This window comes from Nocardioides pakistanensis, assembly GCF_054781215.1.
In genome coordinates, this window is sequence record NZ_BAAGUV010000007.1 from 50679 (window position 1) to 72308 (window position 21630).

At 71.7% G+C, this 21630-nt stretch carries 24 protein-coding genes; 8 read left to right on the forward strand and 16 right to left on the reverse strand.

The genetic code is table 11. The features are described from left to right. The first annotated feature begins 55 nt into the window (after positions 1 to 55). Positions 56 to 484, forward strand: coding sequence for an NUDIX domain-containing protein (locus tag ACYVIH_RS03205; RefSeq protein WP_460865918.1), 429 nt, complete (start codon positions 56 to 58; stop codon positions 482 to 484). Between the two features lie 10 nt (positions 485 to 494). On the opposite strand, the gene ACYVIH_RS03210 is transcribed toward ACYVIH_RS03205, so the two are convergent. The 5 genes from ACYVIH_RS03210 to ACYVIH_RS03230 form a co-directional block, all read right to left on the reverse strand. Then, complete coding sequence (locus tag ACYVIH_RS03210) at positions 495 to 1958, reverse strand: peptide MFS transporter (RefSeq protein WP_460865920.1); 1464 nt, start codon at positions 1956 to 1958, stop codon at positions 495 to 497. 83 nt (positions 1959 to 2041) lie between these two features. Further along, positions 2042 to 2575, reverse strand: a complete 534-nt coding sequence (locus ACYVIH_RS03215; RefSeq protein ID WP_460865922.1) for a MaoC family dehydratase — start codon at positions 2573 to 2575, stop codon at positions 2042 to 2044. 109 nt (positions 2576 to 2684) lie between these two features. Then, positions 2685 to 2870 (reverse strand): DUF5302 domain-containing protein, encoded by a 186-nt coding sequence (locus ACYVIH_RS03220; protein WP_460865924.1) that lies wholly within the window; start codon positions 2868 to 2870, stop codon positions 2685 to 2687. 215 nt (positions 2871 to 3085) lie between these two features. Further along, a complete protein-coding gene (locus ACYVIH_RS03225) occupies positions 3086 to 4285 on the reverse strand; it encodes a hypothetical protein (RefSeq protein WP_460865927.1) in 1200 nt (399 codons plus the stop codon). Further along, positions 4285 to 5502 carry a hypothetical protein gene (locus ACYVIH_RS03230; protein WP_460865929.1) on the reverse strand — a complete coding sequence of 406 codons (1218 nt, stop codon included), beginning with the start codon at positions 5500 to 5502 and terminating at the stop codon, positions 4285 to 4287. The genes ACYVIH_RS03225 and ACYVIH_RS03230 overlap by 1 nt, the downstream gene beginning before the upstream one ends. Before the next feature lie 121 nt (positions 5503 to 5623). Here ACYVIH_RS03230 and ACYVIH_RS03235 point away from each other — a divergent pair, with 121 nt between their 5' ends. After that, entirely contained in the window at positions 5624 to 6763 is a 1140-nt protein-coding gene (locus tag ACYVIH_RS03235) for a glycosyltransferase (RefSeq protein WP_460865930.1), read from the forward strand. Positions 6764 to 6790: 27 nt separating this feature from the next. On the opposite strand, the gene ACYVIH_RS03240 is transcribed toward ACYVIH_RS03235, so the two are convergent. The 3 genes from ACYVIH_RS03240 to ACYVIH_RS03250 all read right to left on the reverse strand — a co-directional run bounded on the left by ACYVIH_RS03240 (position 6791) and on the right by ACYVIH_RS03250 (position 10186). Then, a complete protein-coding gene (locus ACYVIH_RS03240) occupies positions 6791 to 7915 on the reverse strand; it encodes a hypothetical protein (RefSeq protein WP_460865932.1) in 1125 nt (374 codons plus the stop codon). Positions 7916 to 8007: 92 nt separating this feature from the next. Beyond that, a complete protein-coding gene (locus tag ACYVIH_RS03245) occupies positions 8008 to 9204 on the reverse strand; it encodes an acyl-CoA dehydrogenase family protein (RefSeq protein WP_460865934.1) in 1197 nt (398 codons plus the stop codon). A gap of 1 nt (position 9205) precedes the next feature. Next, entirely contained in the window at positions 9206 to 10186 is a 981-nt protein-coding gene (locus ACYVIH_RS03250; protein WP_460865937.1) for an HpcH/HpaI aldolase/citrate lyase family protein, read from the reverse strand. 172 nt (positions 10187 to 10358) lie between these two features. On the opposite strand from ACYVIH_RS03250, the gene ACYVIH_RS03255 reads away from it, so the two are divergent. Then, positions 10359 to 10883, forward strand: coding sequence for a hypothetical protein (locus ACYVIH_RS03255; RefSeq protein WP_460865941.1), 525 nt, complete (start codon positions 10359 to 10361; stop codon positions 10881 to 10883). An 11-nt stretch (positions 10884 to 10894) separates the two neighbouring features. Here the strand turns inward: ACYVIH_RS03255 and ACYVIH_RS03260 are convergent, their stop codons facing one another. Further along, complete coding sequence (locus ACYVIH_RS03260; RefSeq protein WP_460865944.1) at positions 10895 to 11791, reverse strand: PhzF family phenazine biosynthesis protein; 897 nt, start codon at positions 11789 to 11791, stop codon at positions 10895 to 10897. Between the two features lie 64 nt (positions 11792 to 11855). On the opposite strand from ACYVIH_RS03260, the gene ACYVIH_RS03265 reads away from it, so the two are divergent. Genes ACYVIH_RS03265 through ACYVIH_RS03280 form a run of 4 tightly spaced genes read left to right on the forward strand, consistent with a single transcriptional unit; the run spans position 11856 to position 15212 of the window. Next, positions 11856 to 13115 carry a magnesium transporter gene (locus tag ACYVIH_RS03265; RefSeq protein ID WP_460865946.1) on the forward strand — a complete coding sequence of 420 codons (1260 nt, stop codon included), beginning with the start codon at positions 11856 to 11858 and terminating at the stop codon, positions 13113 to 13115. Then, complete coding sequence (locus tag ACYVIH_RS03270) at positions 13108 to 13683, forward strand: DUF1003 domain-containing protein (RefSeq protein WP_460865949.1); 576 nt, start codon at positions 13108 to 13110, stop codon at positions 13681 to 13683. The genes ACYVIH_RS03265 and ACYVIH_RS03270 overlap by 8 nt, the downstream gene beginning before the upstream one ends. Positions 13684 to 13715: 32 nt before the next feature. After that, positions 13716 to 14870: an Mrp/NBP35 family ATP-binding protein gene (locus tag ACYVIH_RS03275; protein ID WP_460865951.1), complete on the forward strand. Its 1155-nt coding sequence runs from the start codon at positions 13716 to 13718 to the stop codon at positions 14868 to 14870. 3 nt (positions 14871 to 14873) lie between these two features. Beyond that, positions 14874 to 15212: a sec-independent translocase gene (locus ACYVIH_RS03280; RefSeq protein ID WP_460865953.1), complete on the forward strand. Its 339-nt coding sequence runs from the start codon at positions 14874 to 14876 to the stop codon at positions 15210 to 15212. A gap of 2 nt (positions 15213 to 15214) precedes the next feature. Here ACYVIH_RS03280 and ACYVIH_RS03285 read toward each other — a convergent pair whose 3' ends face one another. From ACYVIH_RS03285 to sigE, 3 genes are read right to left on the reverse strand one after another with little or no spacing between them, the layout of a single operon-like run. Continuing rightward, the gene (locus ACYVIH_RS03285; RefSeq protein WP_460865955.1) at positions 15215 to 16540 is read right to left on the reverse strand and encodes a S1C family serine protease; all 1326 of its coding nucleotides are present in this window, start codon (positions 16538 to 16540) and stop codon (positions 15215 to 15217) included. A gap of 45 nt (positions 16541 to 16585) precedes the next feature. After that, positions 16586 to 17176: a hypothetical protein gene (locus ACYVIH_RS03290; protein WP_460865957.1), complete on the reverse strand. Its 591-nt coding sequence runs from the start codon at positions 17174 to 17176 to the stop codon at positions 16586 to 16588. Continuing rightward, complete coding sequence (sigE, locus tag ACYVIH_RS03295) at positions 17176 to 17793, reverse strand: RNA polymerase sigma factor SigE (RefSeq protein WP_460865959.1); 618 nt, start codon at positions 17791 to 17793, stop codon at positions 17176 to 17178. The genes ACYVIH_RS03290 and sigE overlap by 1 nt, the downstream gene beginning before the upstream one ends. Before the next feature lie 190 nt (positions 17794 to 17983). Between sigE and ACYVIH_RS03300 the strand changes: the two genes are divergently transcribed. Next, the gene (locus ACYVIH_RS03300; protein ID WP_460865961.1) at positions 17984 to 18685 is read left to right on the forward strand and encodes an O-methyltransferase; all 702 of its coding nucleotides are present in this window, start codon (positions 17984 to 17986) and stop codon (positions 18683 to 18685) included. A 4-nt stretch (positions 18686 to 18689) separates the two neighbouring features. Here the strand turns inward: ACYVIH_RS03300 and ACYVIH_RS03305 are convergent, their stop codons facing one another. The 4 genes from ACYVIH_RS03305 to ACYVIH_RS03320 all read right to left on the reverse strand — a co-directional run bounded on the left by ACYVIH_RS03305 (position 18690) and on the right by ACYVIH_RS03320 (position 21474). Next, positions 18690 to 19028 carry a hypothetical protein gene (locus ACYVIH_RS03305; RefSeq protein WP_460865962.1) on the reverse strand — a complete coding sequence of 113 codons (339 nt, stop codon included), beginning with the start codon at positions 19026 to 19028 and terminating at the stop codon, positions 18690 to 18692. Positions 19029 to 19090: 62 nt separating this feature from the next. Continuing rightward, positions 19091 to 20626, reverse strand: coding sequence for a leucyl aminopeptidase (locus ACYVIH_RS03310; protein WP_460865964.1), 1536 nt, complete (start codon positions 20624 to 20626; stop codon positions 19091 to 19093). Between the two features lie 129 nt (positions 20627 to 20755). Further along, the gene (locus tag ACYVIH_RS03315; RefSeq protein WP_460865966.1) at positions 20756 to 21175 is read right to left on the reverse strand and encodes a DUF2752 domain-containing protein; all 420 of its coding nucleotides are present in this window, start codon (positions 21173 to 21175) and stop codon (positions 20756 to 20758) included. After that, positions 21175 to 21474, reverse strand: coding sequence for a CD225/dispanin family protein (locus ACYVIH_RS03320; RefSeq protein WP_460865968.1), 300 nt, complete (start codon positions 21472 to 21474; stop codon positions 21175 to 21177). The genes ACYVIH_RS03315 and ACYVIH_RS03320 overlap by 1 nt, the downstream gene beginning before the upstream one ends. Between the last annotated feature and the right edge of the window lie 156 nt (positions 21475 to 21630).

Here is a 21630-nt window from a genome sequence, read left to right on the forward strand (position 1 = left end):
ACCGTCCTGCCCTGGCCGGTCCGCGTCAAGGAAGGCGCGGCATACCCTGTGTGGCATGGAGCGCAGGCGGGTGCCGTGTGTCGGCGCCGTGGTGCACGACGCGGACGGCCGGATCCTGCTCGTCCGACGCGGCCAGGAGCCGGCGCAGGGCCGCTGGTCGGTCCCCGGGGGCCGTGTCGAGGCCGGTGAGGCCGACGCCGCGGCCACCGCCCGGGAGGTGCTGGAGGAGACCGGCCTCGCCGTCAGCGTGCACGAGCTGGTCGGGACCGTGGAGCGCGACGCGCCCGACGGGTCGGTGTACGCGATCAGCGACTACCGCTGCCGGCTCTCCCCCGACGCCGACCCCGCATCTGCGGTCGCCGGCGACGACGCCGCCGAGGTGGGCTGGTTCACGCCCGACGAGGTGCGTGCGCTCGACTGCGCGCCCGGGCTCGTGGAGGCCCTCGACGGCTGGGGCGTGCTGGACGACCGCGGGTCCGGCTGAGGTCGCAGGCTCAGTGCACTCCGGCCATCAGCTTGCGGATCGGCCGGCTGGCCGCGGCGAGCAGGACACCGAGCCCGATCGCCACCCCACCGAGCACCCCGAAGTAGGCAGTCTCGTTCTCGGCGCTGTAGAAGCCGGCCAGCCAGCCCGACATCGCCGAGCCCAGCGCCACCGACAGGAAGAACAGCGCGACCATCTGGGTCCGGAAGATCGCCGGCGCCAGCTTGGTCGCCAGCGACAGACCGACCGGGGAGAGCAGCAGCTCGGCGACGGTGAACAGGAACAGCACCCCGACCAGGCCGAGGAACGGCGCACTGTTGGCGCCGCCGCCGGCCATCGGGATGAAGGCGAGGAACGCGACACCCATCAGTGCGGTGCCCAGCGCGAACTTCACCGGCGTCGACGGCTGGCGCGTGCCGAGGCGGGTCCACAGGCCGGCGAACGCGCCGGCCATGAGGATGATGAACACCGGGTTGATCGACTGCGCCCACGACACCGGCATCTCCCAGCCGAGGATCGTCCGGTCGACACGCTCGTCGAAGTAGATCGTGACCACCGTGAACTGCTGCTGGAACAGCGACCAGAAGGCCGCGCTGGCGATGAACATCGGGATGAACGCCACCACCCGGCTGCGCTCGACGCTGGTGACCCGCGAGCTGGTCAGGATCACCACGAAGTACGCCACGGATGCCGCGATGATCGCGCCGATCACGACGTTCTCGAGGTTGGTCGCCGTGAGCAGCCCCGAGAGCACGAGTACGACGATCAGGGCGACCGCCGCGACCGCGACAGCACCGGCCACCCGACGACGCTCCGGCGGCAGCGGGTTGCTGACGTGGTGCGACTGCTCCGGCAGCCGGCTCCGGCCCAGGGTGTACTGCACCAGGCCGGCGGCCATGCCGATCGCGGCGAGGCCGAACCCGAAGTGGAAGCCCCAGTTCTTCTGCGCCAGACCGGTGAGCAGCGGCCCGGCGAGCGCACCGAGGTTGATGCCGAGGTAGAACAGCGAGAAGCCGGCGTCACGGCGGGGGTCCTGCTCGTCGTACAGACTGCCGACGAGCGACGTGGCGTTGGCCTTGAGCCCACCCGAGCCGACGCCGACCAGGATCAGGCCCGCGCCGACCCCGAGGTAGCCGGGCAGCAGCGCCAGCGCGATGTGCCCGAGCATGATCACGGAGGCGCTGTAGAAGAGCGTGCGCTCGGAGCCGAGAAGCCGGTCGGCGACCCAGGCACCGAGGATCGTCGACAGGTACACCAGACCGCCGTAGGCGCCGACGATCCCGGCCGCGGTCGCCTTGTCCATCCCCAGACCGCCGTCGGCTGCGGCGTAGTACAGGTAGATCAGCAGGATCCCCTGCATGCCGTAGAAGGAGAACCGCTCCCACAGCTCGACGCCGAACAGGTTGGCCAGGACCGGGGGCTGTCCGAAGAACGTCTTCTGCTGTGCCTTGTCAGGGGCTGTCTGGACACTCACTGTCTCGACGTTGCCACGGCACGCGCGACCGGACAAACCGTGAGGGCGTGGTTCTCCTCACGGTCTGCCCGGACGGGAGTCGCTCAGTCGGTCTTCTCGCCCGGCCAGTTCTTGTCCGGCTGCGGCACCGGGCGACCCGGCTGCTCGCCGCCGCGCTCGGCGAGGTAGTTCTCCTTGGGCACCATCACCTTGCGGCGGAAGATGCAGACCACCTTGCCGTCCTGGTTGTAGCCGATGGTCTCAACGTGGACGACGCCGCGGTCGTCCTTGGACTTGCTCTCCCACTTGTCGAGCACGGTGGTCTCGCCGTAGATGGTGTCGCCGTGGAAGGTCGGCGCGACGTGGCGCAGCGACTCGATCTCGAGGTTGGCGATCGCCTTGCCGGAGATGTCGGGCACGCTCATCCCGAGCAGCAGCGAGTAGACGTAGTTGCCGACCACGACGTTCTTGCCGAACTGGGTGGTGTTCTCGGCGTAGTTGACGTCCATGTGGAGCGGGTGGTGGTTCATCGTGAGCAGGCAGAACAGGTGGTCGTCGTACTCGGTGACCGTCTTGCCGGGCCAGTGCTTGTAGGTGGCCCCGACCTCGAACTCCTCGTAGCTGCGACCGAACTGCATCCCACACACTCCTGTTGTCTCGACGTCGGCGGTGCGCCCTATCGTGCCGAAACGCGGCGTCGCGCGGGAGTGCCGGGGCGGGTGGTGTTACTCACGCGTAGCCCGCGGCTCAGCCCCCGGCCTTGCGGCGGTGCATCTTCGGGGCTCCCCCGAGCACCTCGGGACCGTGTGCCTTCTCCCGGTTGCCGGCGGGGTGGTCGACGCCGCGGTCGTTGCCCTGCTTGCGCGCCAGGGCCTCCCGCATCTTGGCCTTCAGGTCCTCGTTGTTGCCCGAGCCGTTGCTCTTCGCGGCCATTGCCAACCTCCTCGGTGCGGTTCGGGTGCCAGCCTGCCATGGGCCGATGCCCGGGTCGAGCGGTTTCCGCCTCCGGCCCCGCCCGCTCCTCCCACCGTCACCACCGTTCAGGTGAGCTGTTGTGACAGCCGAACCGGCCATCTCACCGTCACAACCGTTCAGCTGACCTGTTGTGACGAACCGGCTCGTCGTGACCGACCGGCCGGCCCGAGCGGTCAGCCCCGGTCGCCGCGGACCTCGCGCACCCGGTCCCGGGTACGACGGGCAACCCCTCGAGCCTTCCCGGCCCACTCCCAGCGCTCGCTGAGCACGCGCAGGACCTGCTTGGTGGTGTGCTCGCGCATCTCGTGCTCGTGCAGGCGCAGCTCCTGCAGCTCGACCCGCTCGCGCTGGGCGCGTCGTCGCAGCGCGGAGTACTCCTCGAGCAGGCCGGTCAGCGCGGCCACCGCCTCGCCGAGCACCGCGGCGTCGTCCGGCGGAGGCACCGGGGCGGTGGCCGCCGCGGCGTCGGGCACCAGCTCGCCGAGGTCGCCGACCACGTCGACGCCGAGGGCGGCGATGTCCCGGGCCAGCCGTTCGGAGCGCTCGACGGCATAGCCGTGGCCCTCCCCGGCGAGCGCGAGCTTCGAGCCCGGCTGGGCGGCCAGCACCCGCTCGGCGAACATCGACTTCACGTCGGGGGCGTAGGGGCCGGGCAGCGGCAGCCGGTCGCCGAGCGCGGAGTTGACCCGGCGCAGCAGCTCGGCCTGCTCGTAGCCGAGCGAGGTGTTCGCGCGCAGCCCGGTCGTCGTGAACGTCGAGGGGTCCAGCCCGAGGAGGCCGGCGAACCGCTCCCACAGCAGTGTCGGCGGCTGCCCCGGCGCAGGGACCGTGACGACGTGGACGTGCTCGGGCGGGAGGGTGGAGCCCCACCGCCGCAGGACGTCGACGAAGTCCTGGACCTGCCAGAACCAGGTCCGGGGGTCCTCCCGGCGCAGGTCGGCGACGAACTCGTCGAAGGTCGACGTCGAGCGGTGCTTGACGTGCTCCTGCCACTCGGCGGGGATCTGGCGGACCAGGTCCCGCACCGTCAGCACGAGGTGGATCTCGGTGCCCGGTCCGAACGACGCGATCGCCCGCTGCGCCTGCTCGGCGGTGGCGGGCGCGAACAGCTCGTGCGAGACGAGCACGTCGCCGTCCCAGTCGTGGGCGGCCTCGACGATGCGGCCCCACACCCCGGCCGCTCGCTCGAGGTCCTGCGGTTGCGGCTCGATGTCACGCACCTCGAGCGTGGCGAGGTAGTGGTCGAAGAACGCGTCCAACGGCAGGAGCAGGCCCTGCTGTGCGGCGAGGTCCTTCTGCGACCAGAGCACCTCCTGCAGGAACGTCGTACCCGTCTTCGGGCTGCCGACGTGCAGGAAGACCCGGCGTGCCATCAGCGGGCACCCGTGGTCGGGCGCACGCGCCGGCCGGCGGCCAGGAGGAGCTCCTTGGCGGAACGGCCGCGGACCCGCTCGGCCACCGCGTGCCGGGCCCGGGCGATCGGCCCGCCGGGCGTGGTGGGCTCGGCGGCAGGCACCGCCGGGGCGGGGGCCAGGCGCCTCGGCGCCCCACGTCGGCGCCGCGAGTCCAGGACGAACGGGATCAGTGCCTCGACCGCGGCGTCCAGGACCGCCGCCGGGTCCGGCTCGACGGCGCGGGCCGGGGCCTTCGCGGCGTCCAGCCGGGGCCGCAGGTCCTCGAGGTCGCCGACCACCTGTGCGCCGGAGGCCTGGATCGCGCGGATCTGCTGGTCGGCGCGGGCCCGGGCCCAGTCGTGGTACTCCGCGGGCAGCACGACCTTGGACTCCTCGGCCTTCCGTGCCGCGAGGACCTGCTTGGCGAGCCGGTGCTTGAACAGGTTGTTGTAGGCGGGCATGCCGATCCCGCGCCCCCGCAGCCGCTCGTTGATCCGGCGCATCAGCTCCGCGGACTCCATGCCGAGCGAGGCGTTCGAGCCCAGGTCGCTGAGGTCGTAGCCCTCGGCGTCGATCCCCAGGACCGCGGCCATCCGCCGCCACAGCTCGGCCGGGTCGGCGCCGCTCTGCGGGAGGGTGATCACGTGGAGACGCTCCGGCGGCGCCAGCGCCGACCAGCGCTCCAGCAGCAGCTCCATGTCCTGCTGCTGCCAGAAGGCCAGCCCGGCCTCGGTCTCCATCGCCTGCTCGGAGCTGACCTGCTCGAGGAACTCCGGCCAGCGCCACGTCGACCGGTTCTGCGCGAACTCCTGCCACGCCGCCGGCACGGTCCGGCCGACGTCGCGGACGGTGAACACGACGTGCGTCTCGGTGTCGGCGAGGTCGTCGGCGATCCGCACCACCTGCGCGGCGGTGGCCATGCACAGCCACTCCATGGACATCAGCGCGTCCGAGGGCCAGGCCCGCATCTCCGCCACCAGCCGGTCCCAGGCCCCGGGCACCGTCTTCTGCTGGGCGGGCGGCAGCTTCATCCGGCGCACGTCGCGGACCGCGTCGACCTGGCGAGCCCAGGTCGCGCCGGGATACAGCAGCCCGGCCCGCTCCCTCAGCTCGGACTTGTTCTTGCCGACGACGGCTTGCAGGTAGGTCGTCCCGCTCTTCGGCAGACCCACGTGCAGGAAGACTCTTCGCGCCACGCGCGTCACACTAGCCGACCGGCGGCGAACCTCTGACCGGTGAGTCCGCCTGGTTAGGATGCCCCGGACGGTCACGGAACGGGGCCGCGACGTTGTACGAGACACGCGCAGAGGCGGGTTCGTGAAGATCTACTTCCTGATGCACACCGTGTACGGGCCCGGCGGCGGTGTGCTGACCGTCGTACGCCAGCTGGCCGAGGACCTCGGCCGGCGCCACGACGTCGAGATCGTCAGTGTCACCCGGCCGCGGAAGACTCCGGTGCACCCGCTGCCCGAGTCGGTGAAGGTGCGCTCCCTGGTCGACACCGGACCGCGGGCGACCGCTCCGGGCCTGGACCGGCCGAGCCGGCTGATGCCCGAGGACGAGCCGCACTACAAGTCCTACAGCGAGGCGACCGACCGTGCGCTCGAGGAGTTCCTGCCGTCGGTGCGCGACGGCGCCCTGGTCGGCATGCAGCCCGGCCTGAACCTCGCCGTCGCCCGGCTCGCCAACCCCGAGGTGGTCCGCGTCGGCCAGATGCACCGCCCGTTCGAGCCGCGTCGCAAGCAGCTGATCAAGGCGATGGAGCGCGAGATCCCCAAGCTCGACGCGTTCTTGACGCTGACCAGCTCCGACGCGGACCTCTACCGCAAGAAGCTCGGCAAGGGCCTGCGGATCGAGGTGATGCCCAACGCGACCCCGGCCTACGAGGGCGAGCCGTCCACGCTGGACCACAAGGTGGTCACCGCCGCGGGCCACCTGCGTCCCAACAAGGGGTTCGACCGGCTCATCGACGCCTGGACGACCGTCGCGAAGGAGTTCCCCGACTGGGAGCTGAGGATCTTCGGCAGCGGCCCGATGGAGGAGGAGCTGCGCGCGCAGATCTCCCGGCTCGGCCTCGACGGGCAGGTCCGGCTGATGGGCTACAGCACCCGGCTGCGCGAGGAGCTGGCGAGCTCCTCGGTGTTCGTGATGACCAGCCACAAGGAGGCCTACGGCATGGTCGTGGTCGAGGCGATGTCGTGCGGTGTCCCGGTCGTCACCTTCGACGCCTCCGGCCCGGCGAGCATCGTGCAGCACGGCGTGGACGGGTTCGTGGTGCCCAACGGCGACATCACCGGCCTGGCCGCCCGGATCTCCGAGGTGATCCGGATCGGCGTCCCCGGCCGACAGCAGCTCGGTGAGGCCGGCCGGCGCAACGCGGCCGGGCGCACCCAGCCGGTGATCACCGCGCGCTGGGAGTCGCTGCTCGAGGAGCTGCAGGCGGCCAAGCGCCGCTGACCGCCGTACGGCGGCCGCCTGGGCCGATCAGCCGCGGCGGACCACCTTGCGCAGCCGGTCGGAGACCTTGTCCTGCAGCCGCTTCGCGGTCTCGACGGTGACCTGCTTGGGCCCGCGCTCGACCGCCTGCTCGTCGCGGGCGACGCCGAGGGCCACCAGGGTCTCCAGGGCCAGCTGCAGCAGCTCGCTGTCGGTGACGTCCTCGGGGCGGCGACCCTCCAGCCTCCGGGTCGGGATCAGGTCCTCCCACTCCCCCACGAGGTCCACGCCGAGGCCCCGCAGGTCGGCGACCAGCCCCTCGGCACGCTCGCGCAGGAAGGCGTCCATGTCGTCGCTCAACGCGATCGCGGCCTCCTCCTTGCGCCGCGGGCTCAGGATGTCGACGCCGACGGCGCTGTGGAGCACACGCTTGTAGACCGGGTGCGGAAGGTCGCGGGCCGCGGCCACCGTGTTGAGCCGCTGCATGAGCACCGTGGAGACCACCCCGAGCGACTCGTTGGCAGTCGTCGGTGCGGCGAAGCCGGTGCCGTCGATGCCGAGCACCGAGCAGAACCGGTCCCACAGGATGCCGGGGTCGCTGCCGGCCGGCGGCACGGTGACCAGGTGGATCCGGTCGGCGGGGACGGCGGCGGACCAGCGCTCGAGGATCCGCGGCAGGTCCTGCTGCCGCCAGAAGGTGCGGTGCGCCGGGCCGCCGGTGTCGTTGCGGACCTCGTCGACGATCTGCGCCCAGGGCCACACCCGGTAGTTCTTCGACATCTCCTGCGCCTGGGCGACGAACGAGCGCAGCAGGTCGCGGGCGGTGGCGATCACCTCCACCCGGGCGGGGGCGAGGCTCTCCACGGCCACGGCGATCTGGTGCGGGGTGAGGCTGGCCATCCACTCCATCGAGATCAGCACCGCTCGGCCGTCCCAGGCGCGCGCCTCGGCGGCCAGCCTCGACCAGGCCCCGTCCTCGGCGAGCGCGGCACCGTCCGGCAGCTTCTTCAGCTCCCGGACCGCCGAGACGTGGCGGCCCCAGGACGGCCCGGGCCACAGCAGGCCCTGCTGCGCAGCGAGCTCGTGGTTGGCCGAGAAGCGCGACTGGAGGTACGTCGTACCGGACTTCGGTGTGCCGATGTGGAGGTACACCGTGGGTGTCGACGACGTCATGGTTCCTCCGAGACCCCCGCGGTCGCTGGTGGTGGTGCGGGCTTGGCCGAATCGTAGATCACGCGAGCGGACCCACGACCCGGCCACCGCCCTCACTTCAGCTTGTAGTCCTCCAGGACCCGACGCCCGATGATCATCTTCTGGATGTCGGAGGTGCCCTCGCCGATCAGCATGAACTTGACCTCGCGCATGAGCCGCTCGATCTCGTACTCCTTGGAGTAGCCGTAGCCGCCGTGGATCCGGAAGGAGTCCTCGACCACCTCGTTGGCGTACTCGCTGGCGAGCATCTTCGCCATCCCGGCCTCGACGTCCATCCGCTTGCCGGAGTCCTTCAGCCGGGCGGCCTTGACCATCATCGTGTGCGCGGTCTCCACCTTGGTGGCCATCTCCGCGAGCCGGAACAGGATCGCCTGGTGCTGGGCGATCGGCTTGCCGAAGGTCTCGCGCTGCTGGGCGTAGGCGACGCCGAGCTCGAACCCGCGCACCGCCAGCCCGCACGCCCGGGCGGCGACGTTCACCCGGCCGACCTCGACGCCGTCCATCATCTGGTAGAAGCCCTTGCCGGGCTCGCCGCCGAGGATCTGGTCCGCGGAGATCTGGTGGCCCTCGAAGATCATCTCCGTGGTGTCGATGCCCTTGTAGCCCATCTTGTCGATCTTGCCGGGCACCGTGACGCCCTGCGCGACCTCGCCGAAGCCGGGCTCCTTCTCGACCAGGAAGGTGGTCATGTTGCGGTAGACCGAGTCGGCACCCTCGTCGGTCTTGCACAGCACCGCGACCAGCGTCGAGGAGCCACCGTTGGTCAGCCACATCTTCTGGCCGGTGATCGCGTACGACCCGTCGTCGCCGCGGACGGCCTTCGTCGTGATCGCCGAGACGTCCGAGCCCAGCGACGGCTCCGACATCGAGAACGCGCCGCGGACCTCGCCGGTGGCCATCTTCGGCAGGTACTTCTGCTTCTGCTCCTCGGTCCCGTGCTTCATCAGCATGTAGGCCACGATGAAGTGGGTGTTGATCACGCCGGAGACGCTCATCCAGCCGCGGGCGATCTCCTCCACGCACAGGGCGTAGGTCAGCAGCGACTCGCCGAGACCGCCGTACTCCTCGGGAATCATCAGCCCGAAGATGCCGAGCTCCTTGAGGCCCTCGACGATCTCGGTGGGGTACTCGTCCTTGTGCTCGAGCTCCTGCGCGACGGGGATGATCTTCTCGTCCACGAACGTGCGGACGGCCTTGAGGATCTCCTCCTGGATGTCGGTCAGACCCTCGGTCTGCGCCAGCCGACCCATCTCAGTTGTCCCCTTCCGGAGCGGTCCACACGTCGGTGCGCTGCATTCCGGCGGCGCGGCCCTTGGCCGAGATCACCAGGGCCATCTTGCGCGAGGCCTCGTCGATCATCTCGTCACCGAGCATGACCGCGCCCTTGGCGCCGCCCTTCTCGGAGGTGAAGTACTCGTAGGCGTCGAGGATGTTCTCGGCGTGGTCGTAGTCCTCCTGCTTGGGCGAGAACACCTCGTTGGCCGCGGCGATCTGGTCCGGGTGCAGGGTCCACTTGCCGTCGAAGCCGAGCGCGGCCGAACGGCCGGCGACGCGCTTGAACCCGTCGAGGTCCTTGATCTGGAGGTAGGGACCGTCGATGGCCTGCTTGTTGTGCGCGCGCGCCGCCATCAGGATCCGCATCAGGATGTAGTGGTAGGCGTCGCCGACGTCGTACCCCGGGGGCTGCTCGCCGACGACCAGGCTCTTCATGTTGATCGAGGCCATGAAGTCGGCGGGGCCGAAGATGATCGTCTCCACCCGCGGCGAGGCGGTGGCGATGTCGTCGACGTTGATCAGGCCGAGTGCGTTCTCGATCTGCGCCTCGATGCCGATCCGGCCGACCTCGTAGCCCATCGTCGTCTCGATCTGCGTGAGCAGCGTGTCGAGCGCCTTGACCTGGTCGGCGGTCTGCACCTTCGGCAGCATGATGCAGTCGAGGTTCGCACCGGCACCCTCGACGACCTCGATCACGTCCTTGTAGGTCCACTGGGTCGTCCAGTCGTTGACCCGGACGGTCCGCACGCGGTTGCCCCAGTCGCCGGTGTTGAGCACCTCGACGATGTTCTTGCGGGCCTCGGGCTTGGCGATCGGGGCGACGGAGTCCTCGATGTCGAGGAAGACCTGGTCGCTGTCGAGACCCTGGGCCTTCTCGAGGAAGCGCGGGTTCGATCCCGGTACGGCGTGGCACGAACGGCGGGCGCGCAGCTCGCGAGCGGTGGTCGCGTCGGACATGGATGACCCTCTCTTCGACACGGGGGGAGATTGGACGGGAGCCTACTGGTTGGTACATACCCCCGGGGAGGGCCCGAACCCGTGGCATTCCTCACCCCTCCACGCTCAGCACGCCGGCCCCTGTGGTGCGAGTCATGCGCCGTGGCGCCGGAGGTGTGGCACCCTGCTGAACGTGACGGAGGTGTTCACCACCGCGTTGATCGCGGAGCTGGGGAAGAAGACCGGCGTGTGCTGGCTGCGCTACGACGGCGGCGGCCCACGGCCGCGTGCCGCCTGGCACGTCTGGCACGACGAGGCGCTGCTGCTCGTGGCCGGCGGCCCGGAGCAGGAGCTGCCGGGGATCGCCGAGGCCGACCGGGTCGAGGTCACCATGCGCAGCAAGGACAACGGTGGCCGGCTGGTCACCTGGGTCGGCTCCGTCTCCCCGGTGCGCCCGGGTGAGGAGCAGTGGGAGGACGCGACCTCCGCGCTGATCGCCGACCGGCTCAACCTCGAGGACCTCGGCACCGCGCGCCAGACCTGGGCCGAGCGCAGCGTCGTCGTGCGCGTCGAGCCCACCGGCGAGGTGCTCGAGGACCCGGACTCCCTGAGCGACGAGGCGCACGAGGCGCCCCCCGTGCCCAGCCGTGCGACGACCCGCGGCCCGTTGCCGCGCGTGCTGCACCGCCGTCGCCGGGACCGCCCCAACCTGCGCTGACGGGGGGCTGCTCAGGCCTCCGGTACGACGATCCGCCCGGCCGCGATGCGCTGGACCCGGCCGGCGACGTGGCACCGCACCGGTGAGCCGTCGGCCACGTCCACGCGGCCGAACAACGTCGAAGGGCGCCCCATCTCGAGGCCCTGGCTGATCGTGTAGCGGCCGCCCTCGGGCAACCGCCCGGTCGCCACCAGGGCCATCCCCAGTCCGGCGGCCGCCGAGCCGGTGGCGGGGTCCTCGGCCACGTCGAGCCCCGGCACGAACACCCGCGAGTGCACGGTGACCTCGGGGGCCGAGCCGGAGACGTGGTGCAGGTTGATGCCGTCGACCGGGTCGGTGGTCGGGCCCACGGCAGCCAGCCGGTCGGCGTACTCCGCGAGCGACCGGAAGGACGGACGGGCCCGCGCGACGGCGTCGTCGGTGACGGGCAGATGCACGAAGGACAGCCCGGTGCCGGCGATCCACGCCTGGCCGGCTGCGTCGGACAGGGAGAGCCCGACGTCCTCGAGCAGCGCGGCGACGAGCGTGTCGTCCACCGGTCCGGCGAGGTCGCGCGGGGTGGCGGAGAGCTCGACGGCTCCGTCGGCCAGGAACCGCACCCCGATCTCCCCGGCACCACAGTGCTGCACCACCTCCTCGGCGGTGAGCAACCCGGCATCGCGCAGCACCCAGGCGGTGCCGAGCGTCGGGTGTCCGGCGAAGGGGATCTCGCCGCCGGGGGTGAAGATCCGGGTCGTGTAGGCGTCGCCGGACGCGCGCATCGGGAAGGTGGTCTCGGAGTAGTTGAACTCCTGGGCGATCGCCAGGCACTGCTCGGTGCTGAGGTCGTCCGCGCCGTGCACCACGGCGAGCTGGTTGCCGGCGAAGGCGCGGTCGGTGAACACGTCGACGACGTCGTAGGACAGCAAGCCGGTCGTCCTTCCTGTTGTGGCGGCCCCGGACGGCACCACCTGCCCGCTAACGTATCGACACGTGAGCACAACCCCGAACCGAGTTTTCGCAGCCAGGCTGGCCGGCCTGCCTGTCTTCGACCCGGCGGGCGACCAGGTCGGCAAGGTCCGGGACATCGTCGTGGCGCTGCGGTCGGGTCAGCAGCAGCCCCGGGTGCTCGGCCTGGTGGTCGAGGTGTTCGGCCGCCGGTCGGTGTTCGTGCCGATGACCCGCGTGACCCACGTCGACAGCGGGCAGGTGATCACCACCGGGGTGGTCAACATGCGCCGCTTCGAGCAGCGCTCGACCGAGACGCTCGTGTTCGGCCAGATGCTCGACCGGAAGGTGACCATCCGCGAGACCGGGGTGGTCGGCACGGTGTACGACGTGGCGATGGAGCAGGCCCGCAACCGGGACTGGTTCCTCTCCCGGGTCGCCCTGCAGGAGGGCTCGAAGCGGTTCGGCCGGCGCGGGCAGACCCACGTCGTGGAGTGGAACGAGGTCGACGGGCTGGCCTTGCCGGAGGAGGGCCAGGGCGCGACCCACCTGCTCGCGGCGCTCGAGGAGATGCGGCCGGCCGACCTGGCCAACGTGATCCACGACCTCCCCGCCAAGCGCCGTCGCGAGGTCGCCGCCGCGCTGAACGACGAACGCCTCGCCGACGTGCTCGAGGAGCTGCCCGAGGAGGACCAGGTCGAGATCCTCGGCAACCTCGACAGCGAGCGTGCGGCGGACGTGCTGGAGGAGATGTCTCCCGACGACGCCGCGGACCTGATCGCGGAGCTGCCGCCGGAGACCGCGGAGGCGCTGCTCGCGCTGATGGAGCCCGACGAGGCCCAGCACGTGCGCCGGCTGATGTCCTACGAGGAGCGCACCGCCGGCGCGATGATGACCACCGAGCCTGTGATCCTGCCGCCCGATGCGACGGTGGCCGACGCGCTCGCCCACGTCCGCAACGCCGAGCTCACCCCGGCCCTGGCGGCGATGGTCTACGTCTGCCGCGCGCCGCTGGAGCCGCCGACCGGCCGGCTGATCGGCGTCGCGCACATCCAGCGGCTGCTGCGGGAACCCCCCTCGACGCTGGTCGGCGGGATGCTCGACACCGACCTGGAGACGCTGCCCGCCGACGCCACCCTGGAGGACGTGGCCCGGCACCTGGCGACCTACAACCTCGTCGCCGCACCGGTGACCGACGACGACGGCCGGCTGCTCGGCGCGGTGACCGTCGACGACCTGCTCGACCACCTGCTGCCGGAGAACTGGCGTGACCGGCCCGCCCGAGGAGGTGTGCTCCGTGCGTGACGAGCCGCGCCGCGAGCGCTCCGAGCCGCGCGCCCGCCTCGACCAGCCGAAGGAGACGCGGCGAACCCTGCTGCGCCGACCGACCTACGACCCCGAGGCGTTCGGCAGCTTCGCGGAGAACTTCGCCCGGTTCATGGGCACCGCGAAGTTCCTGCTGTACATGACCGGCTTCGTGGCGGTCTGGCTGGCCTGGAACTACGTGGCGCCGGCTGCATGGCAGTGGGACGCCTACCCGTTCATCTTCCTGACCCTGATGCTCAGTCTGCAGGCGTCGTACGCCGCCCCGCTGATCCTGCTCGCCCAGAACCGGCAGGAGGACCGCGACCGGGTGGTCACCGAGCAGGACCGCCAGGCCAACGCACGCGCACACGCCGACATGGAGTTCCTCGCCCGCGAGATGGCTTCGCTGCGGATGGCGATCGGCGAGGTGGCCACCCGGGACTACGTCCGCTCCGAGCTGCGCTCGCTGCTCAACGAGCTCGAGGAGCGTCGCCGCGAGGAGGAGTCCGAGGGGGAGGCCCCGAGTGCCGGGCCGGTCGGTGACGAAGGCAACGCGGACCGGGCCTGAGCCGGCCTCGCCCCCCGCGTACCCTGAAGGTCATGACCTCCCCGCTGCTCGACCAGATCAACGCGGCCCTGGCCACCGTCAACGACCCGGAGATCCGGCGCCCCATCACCGAGCTCAACATGGTCGACTCCGTCGAGATCGACGACACCGGCAAGGTCGCGGTCACCGTGCTGCTGACCGTCGCCGGCTGTCCGCTGAAGGACACCATCAACCGCGACGTCACCGCTGCCCTGGAGAAGGTGCCCGGCGTGACCGGCGTGGACCTGACCCTCGGCGTGATGAGCGCCGAACAGCGCGCCGGCCTGCAGGAGGTGCTCCGTGGTGGGCAGGCGCAGCGGGAGATCCCGTTCGCCAAGCCGGACTCGCTGACCAAGGTCTACGCGATCGCCAGCGGCAAGGGCGGCGTCGGCAAGTCCTCGGTGACGGTGAACCTCGCGGTCGCCATGGCCGAGCAGGGGCTGAAGGTCGGCATCGTCGACGCCGACATCTACGGCCACTCGATCCCGGCGATGCTGGGCGTGGGCGACGTGCGGCCGACCCAGGTCGAGGACATGATCATGCCGGTGCCCACGGCCGGTGGCATCTCGGTGATCTCGATCGGCATGCTCAAGCCGCGGCGTGACCAGGTCGTCGCCTGGCGCGGCCCGATGCTCGACCGCGCCCTGGTCCAGATGCTCAGCGACGTCTACTGGGGCGACCTCGACGCGCTCTTCCTCGACCTTCCGCCCGGCACCGGTGACATCGCGATCTCGCTCGGCCAGCACCTGCCCAACGCGGAGGTGGTCGTGGTGACCACCCCGCAGGAGGCGGCTGCGGAGGTCGCCGAGCGCGCCGGCACGATGGCCTCGATGATGCACCAGCGGGTCGTCGGCGTGGTGGAGAACATGTCCTTCCTGCCCTGCCCGCACTGCGGTCCCGAGCACCGCCTCGAGGTGTTCGGCTCCGGCGGCGGCGCGCGGGTCGCGGCAACCCTCTCGAGCCGGTTCGGGTACGACGTCCCGGTGCTCGGGGAGGTCCCGCTCGACCTCGAGCTGCGCGAGGGCGGCGACGCCGGCCGGCCGATCGTGGAGGCCAAGCCGGACTCCCCCGCCGCCCGGGTGCTCTCCGACGTGGCGGCGACCCTCTCGGGCCGCGGACGCGGTCTGGCCGGGATGCAGCTCGGGCTCACCCCGACCGGTAGATTCTGACGCGTGTTCGGAGTCGGGCTGCCAGAGTTCCTGGTCATCTTCGTGGTCGCGATCCTGGTCTTCGGCCCCGACCGGCTCCCTGAGTTCGCCCGCCAGGCCGGCCGCTTCGTGCGGCAGGTCCGCCAGTTCACCCAGGCCGCGCGCGACGACCTGCGCACCGAGCTGGGTCCGGAGTTCGCCGACCTGGAGCTCTCCGACCTCGACCCCCGCCAGCTGGTGCGCAAGCACATCCTCGAGGCGATGGACGAGGAGCCCGACGACGGGCCCACGGTCCCGGTGCGCCCCGGTCTGCGTCCGCTGGAGCGCGGTGAGCGGGCGCCGTACGACGCCGAGGCGACCTGACCTCAACCGACCTTCGCGTCGAGGGTGATCTGCACCGTCAGCCGGCGCCCGTCGCGCTGCACGACGAGGTCGATGGTGTCGCCGGGCTGGTGGCTGCGGATCGCCACGATCAGGCCGATGCCGTCGGCGACGGCCTTGTCCTCGACGCCGACCACGATGTCGCCCTTCTCCAGGCCCGCCTCGGCCGCGGGAGTGCCCGCGGGGACGTCGACGATCTCGGCGCCGTTGCGCCGGCTGCCGGTGTTGACGTTGGCGCCGATGACCGGGTACTTCGCCTCCCCGGTCCGCACGATCTGGGAGGCGGTCACCTTCACCTGCTCCATGGGGATCGCGAAGCCCACCCCGATGTTGCCGGCCTCGCTGGCGAAGCCCCCCATGGTCGCGATCGCGGAGTTCACCCCGACGACCTCGCCGCGGAGGTTGACCAGCGGTCCGCCGGAGTTGCCCGGGTTGATCGCGGCGTCGGTCTGCACGGCGTTGATGAACGACGACTCGTCCTCGTCACCGGTGGTGACCGGCCGGTCGAGGGCGCTGATGATCCCTGAGGTGACGGTGCTGCTGAGCCCGAGCGGCGAGCCGATCGCGACGACGGTCTCGCCGACGTTCATCGACCGGGAGCTGCCGAGCGCGGCCGGCTGCAGGTCGTCGGCGCCGTCGACGTCGAGCACGGCGATGTCGTAGACCGGGCTGCGGCCGACGATGGAGGCGGTGTGTCGCCGCCCGGAGTGGTCGATGACCTGGATCTCGCCGCCGTCGGCGACGCCGGAGACCACGTGGTTGTTGGTGATCACGTGGCCCTCCCGGTCGACCACGAAGCCGGACCCGGTGGCCTCGCCGGCGACACCTGCACCGCCGCGGGTGAGGATCTGCACCGTGCTCGGCAGCAGCGCCTCGGCCACCGCGGCGACCGACCCGTTCTCGGGCTCGAGCGGCGCGGGGGCCGCGCCGCGACCGTCGAAGGCCGAGCTGCCGGCGACCCCGTCGACCGAGGCGGAGACGAGTGCGCCGCCCACGGTGCCCCCGACGAGCCCGACGACCAGGGCGGTGGCGGCGACGACCGGCCACACCCATCCGGGCAGCCGGGACGCGTGCTGCGGGGCAGGCCATCCGTAGTAACCCTGCTGCGACCAGCCGGCCCCGGCGTAGGCATAGGGGTCAGGCTGCGCGGCGTACCCGTGCTCCCACGCTGCCGGCGCAGGCTGCGACCACTGCTGTGGCGCGGTCGGCTCCCCGTCCGGGTCGTACGACGGCCGGCCGGACTCCTCGCCGGACCACAGGGGCGCGGTGTCGTCCGGACTGCCGGGACGGTCGGGCTCGTTCTCGCTCACGGGACACATTTTGTCCTACGGCCGCAAGCGCACCGTCCGGGACGGCTACCGGCCGGCGTCGGGGCCGGGCTGCCCGGCGCTCTGCGACGGCGCGTGGGTGGCCGTAGCGGCGGGCCCGGCGCCCCGGCGCGCCGCCGAGGGCAGCCGGCCCTGCACCCGGGTGACCGGGGCGACGAAGGCCGTCGTCGTGCTGGCCGGCGTGCCAGCCCCCGAACGGCTCAGCGACGAGGCGGGCGTGGCACCGGGGGCGCCACCGATCCCCAGGGTGCTGCCGGTCAGGGTGGCGAGGCCGAGCACCGCCGCGGACACCGAACCGACGCCGACCATGGCGAGCCCGGCGCGCCGCCGGTCGCGGCCGCGGCGCTCGATCTCGGCCACCGCCGCCCATGCGGCCGCCCCGTCGGGCGGGGCAGAGCAGAGGCTGTACAGCGAGCCGAGCAGCTCCGGTGGCGGGGCACCCTCGTCGTGGCTCATCGCGGACAGCCGGGTCTTGACCCAGCCCTCCCGCTCGACCTGCCTGCGACAGGTCTCGCAACCGTGGACGTGGGCCCAGGCACGCTCGGTGGAGGACGGGTCGAGCTGGCCGTCGAGCAGGGGGCTGACGACCGCGCCGAGATGTCCTCCCAGGTAGCGCATCACACCGTCTGCGGGGTCAGGTCGGGGTCGACCGGGCCGGAGTAGCGCAACCGGCCGGCGGTGGGGGCGCGGTGGGCCAGCGCCGAGCGCAGCATCTTGCGGCCTCGGTGGATCCGGGAGCGGACGGTGCCGAGCTTCACGTCGAGGACGTCGGCGATCTCGTCGTACGACAGGCCCTCGATGTCGCAGAGCACGACCGCGGCCCGGAACTCGGGGGGCAGCGCGGCGAGCGCAGACTCGATGTCGTCGTCGAGCATCCCTTCGACGACCACGGAGGTGTCGGGGCTCGGCATCCGGCCGGGCATCCGGGCGTCGGCGTCGTCGGCGAGCGCGTCGAAGCGGATCTTGGCCTTGCGGCGCGCCTGGTCGAGGAAGAGGTTGGTGGTGATCCGGTGCAGCCAGCCCTCGAACGTGCCCGGGGTGTAGCTCGACAGCGACCGGAACACCCGGACGAACACCTCCTGGGTGAGGTCCTCGGCGTCGTGCGGGTTGCCGGTCAGCCGGTAGGCCAGCCGGTAGACGCGGGCGGAGTGCTGGGTGACGACGTCCTCCCACGACGGCGCGGCCGCGCCGGGACCGTCGACGGCGGGCTCGGGGGTGCGGTCGAGGTCGGTCATCGGGCGCTCCTTGCCCCAAGGGGTCTTCGCGGCGAGGCCGCTCAGTCTGTTGGTCGCCATCGGCTGGCGCTGTCCCCTCTCACGCTAGGAGTCGCTCCTGAGAGCCACCTGAGGATTCCGGCTGCTCTTTGCTGAGGTAACGGACGGTAGCGCACCGTTGTTCCCGGTCTCGCCGGTAGAGTCTGCCCCGGTGACCGGGCAAGACGCAGCGTCCGGCCCGCCGGCCATCGAGGAGGACATCATCGCTACGGGACTCAAGCCCACCAGCTGGGCCTACGCCGAGGAGTTCGTGAGCGAGGACGACGTGCTCCTGGCCGCACGCAGCCGCGCCCGCGAGGTCGGCGTGGTGCCGATCGGCCCCGGCGGCGGCGCGACCCTTCGCTTCCTGGCCGCCGTGACCGAGGCCCGCGCCGCGGTGGAGATCGGCACCGGCACCGGTGTGTCCGGCCTGTGGATGCTGCGCGGCATGCGTCCCGACGGGGTGCTCACCACGGTCGACACCGAGGCCGAGCACCAGCGGCTGGCCAAGCAGACCTTCAGCGACGCCGGCATCGCGCCGCAGCGGGTTCGGCTGATCCCCGGAGCCGCGCTCGAGGTGCTCCCCCGGCTGACCGACGGCCACTACGACCTGGTGTTCTGCGACGGCGACAAGCTGGAGTACTCCGACTACCTGACCGAGGCGCTGCGGCTGCTCAAGCCCGGCGGGATCGTCGCCTTCGACAACGCGCTCTGGCACGACCGGGTGCCCGACCCCGCGCAGCGCGACGCCGAGACCGTGGCGATCCGCGAGCTCGGCAACCTGGTCCGCCACCACGAGACGCTGCTGCCGCTGCTGCTCCCGGTCGGCGACGGGCTGCTGGTCGCGAAGAAGGTCTGGACGCCCGAGTCCTGAGGGCTCAGTAGCTGGCGGCGGCCAGGAAGCCGGCACCGCCCTCGGCGACGGCGACCACCTCGCACGGCTCGATCAGCACCGGCGCCGAGCCGACGATCTGGGAGCCCGGTGACTCCGCCGCGACGCCGGTGAAGTGCTGCTCGAACGCGTCCCGCTCGGCCGAGGACTCGAAGACGTAGCAGCCCTCGAACCACTCTCCCGGCCGCATCCGCCAGGTCTTGAAACGCAGACCTGCCCGGCCGGTGAAGTTCGCGTGGGAGGTGGACTCGACGTAGGCGCGGAGCGCGTCCTCCACCCCCTCAGGAGCGTTCTCCAGCGACCAGCGGACCGTCAGACCGTGCATGCGTGCCTCCAAGGGTGTTCGTTCGGCGCCGCTCTGCCCCCGTGACGCGTCGCCCAGTGTGCTCAGCGTGCCACGCCGGCGAGGGGCTCGCGCAGCTCGAGCCAGTGCAGCAGGGCACGCGCGCCGAACCCGGTCGCCCCGCTGGTCCACTCGTAGGCGTCGACCGGGGAGTCGCCGACCGAGGCGATGTCGAGGTGGGCCCACGGCAGGCCGCCGGTGAAGTGCTGGAGGAACAACGCCGCGGTGATCGCGCCGGGACCACCGGCGGCGTTGTCGGCGTCGGCGACCTTCGACTCCACCCGCTCCTCGTAGTCCTCCACGAGGGGCATCCGCCACAGCGGCTCGCCGGCCGAGGCGCCGGCGGTGGAGATCAGCTCGGCGAGGGCGTCGTCGGAGCTGAAGAACCCGCCGGTCCGCTGGCCCAGGGAGATCTTCATGGCGCCGGTCAGGGTGGCCACGTCCACCAGGACGTCCGGTGCCAGCTCGGCAACCGCGTAGGCCATCGCGTCGGCGAGGACCAGCCGCCCCTCGGCGTCGGTGTTGCGGACCTCGCTGGTGCGCCCGCCGAAGTGGCGGATGACGTCGCCGGGTCGCAGCGCGTCGGCGCCGACGGCGTTCTCCGCCGCCGCGACCAGACCGGTGACCCGGATCGGACAGTCCACGTCGGCCAGCGCGCCCATGACGGCCATGACGACGCCACCGCCGGTCATGTCGCGCTTCATGTTCATCATCGCCTCGGCCGGCTTGATCGACAGGCCGCCGGTGTCGAAGGTGATCCCCTTGCCGACCAGCACCAGGTGCGGGGTGCGCCGGGTGGCCCGGCGCGGGGTGTAGTCGAGGCGGATCAGGCGGGGCGGTGTGGCCGAGGCCCGGCCCACGCCGAGGATCCCCCCGAAGCCCTCCGCGGCCAGCTGCTTCTCGTCCCACACCTTGACCTTCAGCCCGGCGCTCGCGGCGATCTCGCGGGCCCGCTCGGCCAGCCACGGGGGGTTCTTCTCGTTGGCCGGGACCAGCGCCAGGGTGCGGGACAGCCAGCCGGCGCCGGCCACCGCGAGAGCGCGCGCGAGCTCCGGCTGGCGGTCGTCCGGGTCGGTGGTGCCGGCGAGCACGATCCGCGCGACCGGCCGGTCGGTCGGGGGCACGGAGCGGCGGTGGAACCCGAACGAGCCGAGTACCAGACCCTCCACGAGCGCCCGCAGCCCGGCGTTGTCGGCGAGCGAGGCCAGCGAGGTGGCCAGGGTGTCCTTGCCCTTGACCCGCCGGGCGAGCGCCGCCCCGGCTTTGCGGAGTTCTGTGGCCTGTGCGGTCCCGACACCGACCAGCAGCACGCTGCGGAGACTGGCGTTGGACAGGCCGGCGGCGGAGAGGACGGGATGCTCGACGATCTCGCCGGCCTTGCCGGAGGCGCTGTGGTGCTCGAGCAGGGCGAACAGGTCGACGCCGAGCTCGTCGAGCAGCTCGGCGGCACCGGGACCGAGGACCGGGCCGTCGTCGTCGGCCATCACCGGGATCGCGACGGCGTCTGCGCCGACGACCCCGCTGGGCGCCGCACTGCTGAACGCGATCTGCGGCGGTGAGACCTGGCTGGCGGGTGCCACGATGTGTCCCCCTGGGTCGGCTACGAGGTGATGGTCGAGGTCGGAGCCCCCCGACCTTACCCGCTGCCCGGCCGGTTCAGACGGTCGGCCCGGTGCAGGGCGGGGGTCAGGCTCGGTGCCGGCTCCCTGTCACGGCGCGAGCACGGAGCCGGGGAGGTTTCGCGCCACCGTGAACACGGCGAGCACGGCGAGGAGCGCGTAGGAGAACCGGGCCGAGTCCCAGGGCGCCGCGACCGGGCGGCGGCTCTCGGTCGTCACCTGGGCCAACCACCACCACGCCACGTAGGCCAGCGCCGGGACCAGGATGAGATTGTGCGAGACCGACTCGAGCAGCTGCCCGGTGGCCAGGTCGTGGAGGCCGCGCAACGACCCGCAGCCGGGGCAGTACACCCCGAACAGCAGCAATGACGGGCAGGTGCCCCACGAGCCCGAGCCGTGCGGGTCGCGCAGGACGAGGGCGGTCACGCCGGCGAGCGCGACACCGGGCGCCGCGCAGCGGATCATCCCGCGGCGCGTGGTGTCGAGGGTGCTCGCCGGCGTGGACGTCACTAGAAGCCGGACGAGGTCGAGGTCGAGCCCGCCACGCCGATGACCACGACGAGCAGGACGTAGAGCACTGCTACGACGAGGCCCACGACCGCGGAGATGATCGCCCACTTCTTGGCCGACTCCGAGGCCTGGCGAGCCTGGTCGTACTGGCCGCTGGTGTAGAGGCCGTCGACCTTCGCGGCCTGGACGATCGAGACGATGCCCAGCGGCAGGCAGCACAGCACCGTGCTGAGGATCGCCCACACCAGGTAGCTGTCGGGCTTGGGCGGCATGCCGTAGCCACCCGCAGGAGAGGGCATCGGCATGGACGGAGGACCGGGAGGGTACGACACGAGGTTCACTTTCCGCGGTCGCGGCGCGAGGCCGCGTGACCGCTCCTTCTATCGGGTTCAGACCCGGTTCCGCAGGTAAGTCCCGAGGTTGTCGGGGTGTGAACGCAACAAGTGCCTTTCAGT

What these genes read in the sequence shown, in the direction of transcription:
- ACYVIH_RS03305 (WP_460865962.1), bottom strand. Translation starts at nt 19,028, where the DNA reads ATGCACGGTCTGACGGTCCGCTGGTCGCTGGAGAACGCTCCTGAGGGG.
- ACYVIH_RS03205 (WP_460865918.1), top strand. Translation starts at nt 56, where the DNA reads ATGGAGCGCAGGCGGGTGCCGTGTGTCGGCGCCGTGGTGCACGACGCG.
- ACYVIH_RS03275 (WP_460865951.1), top strand. Translation starts at nt 13,716, where the DNA reads ATGACCTCCCCGCTGCTCGACCAGATCAACGCGGCCCTGGCCACCGTC.
- ACYVIH_RS03220 (WP_460865924.1), bottom strand. Translation starts at nt 2,870, where the DNA reads ATGGCCGCGAAGAGCAACGGCTCGGGCAACAACGAGGACCTGAAGGCC.
- ACYVIH_RS03290 (WP_460865957.1), bottom strand. Translation starts at nt 17,176, where the DNA reads ATGCGCTACCTGGGAGGACATCTCGGCGCGGTCGTCAGCCCCCTGCTC.
- ACYVIH_RS03240 (WP_460865932.1), bottom strand. Translation starts at nt 7,915, where the DNA reads ATGACGTCGTCGACACCCACGGTGTACCTCCACATCGGCACACCGAAG.
- ACYVIH_RS03225 (WP_460865927.1), bottom strand. Translation starts at nt 4,285, where the DNA reads ATGGCACGCCGGGTCTTCCTGCACGTCGGCAGCCCGAAGACGGGTACG.
- ACYVIH_RS03250 (WP_460865937.1), bottom strand. Translation starts at nt 10,186, where the DNA reads ATGTCCGACGCGACCACCGCTCGCGAGCTGCGCGCCCGCCGTTCGTGC.
- sigE (WP_460865959.1), bottom strand. Translation starts at nt 17,793, where the DNA reads ATGACCGACCTCGACCGCACCCCCGAGCCCGCCGTCGACGGTCCCGGC.
- ACYVIH_RS03245 (WP_460865934.1), bottom strand. Translation starts at nt 9,204, where the DNA reads ATGGGTCGGCTGGCGCAGACCGAGGGTCTGACCGACATCCAGGAGGAG.
- ACYVIH_RS03320 (WP_460865968.1), bottom strand. Translation starts at nt 21,474, where the DNA reads ATGCCCTCTCCTGCGGGTGGCTACGGCATGCCGCCCAAGCCCGACAGC.
- ACYVIH_RS03215 (WP_460865922.1), bottom strand. Translation starts at nt 2,575, where the DNA reads ATGCAGTTCGGTCGCAGCTACGAGGAGTTCGAGGTCGGGGCCACCTAC.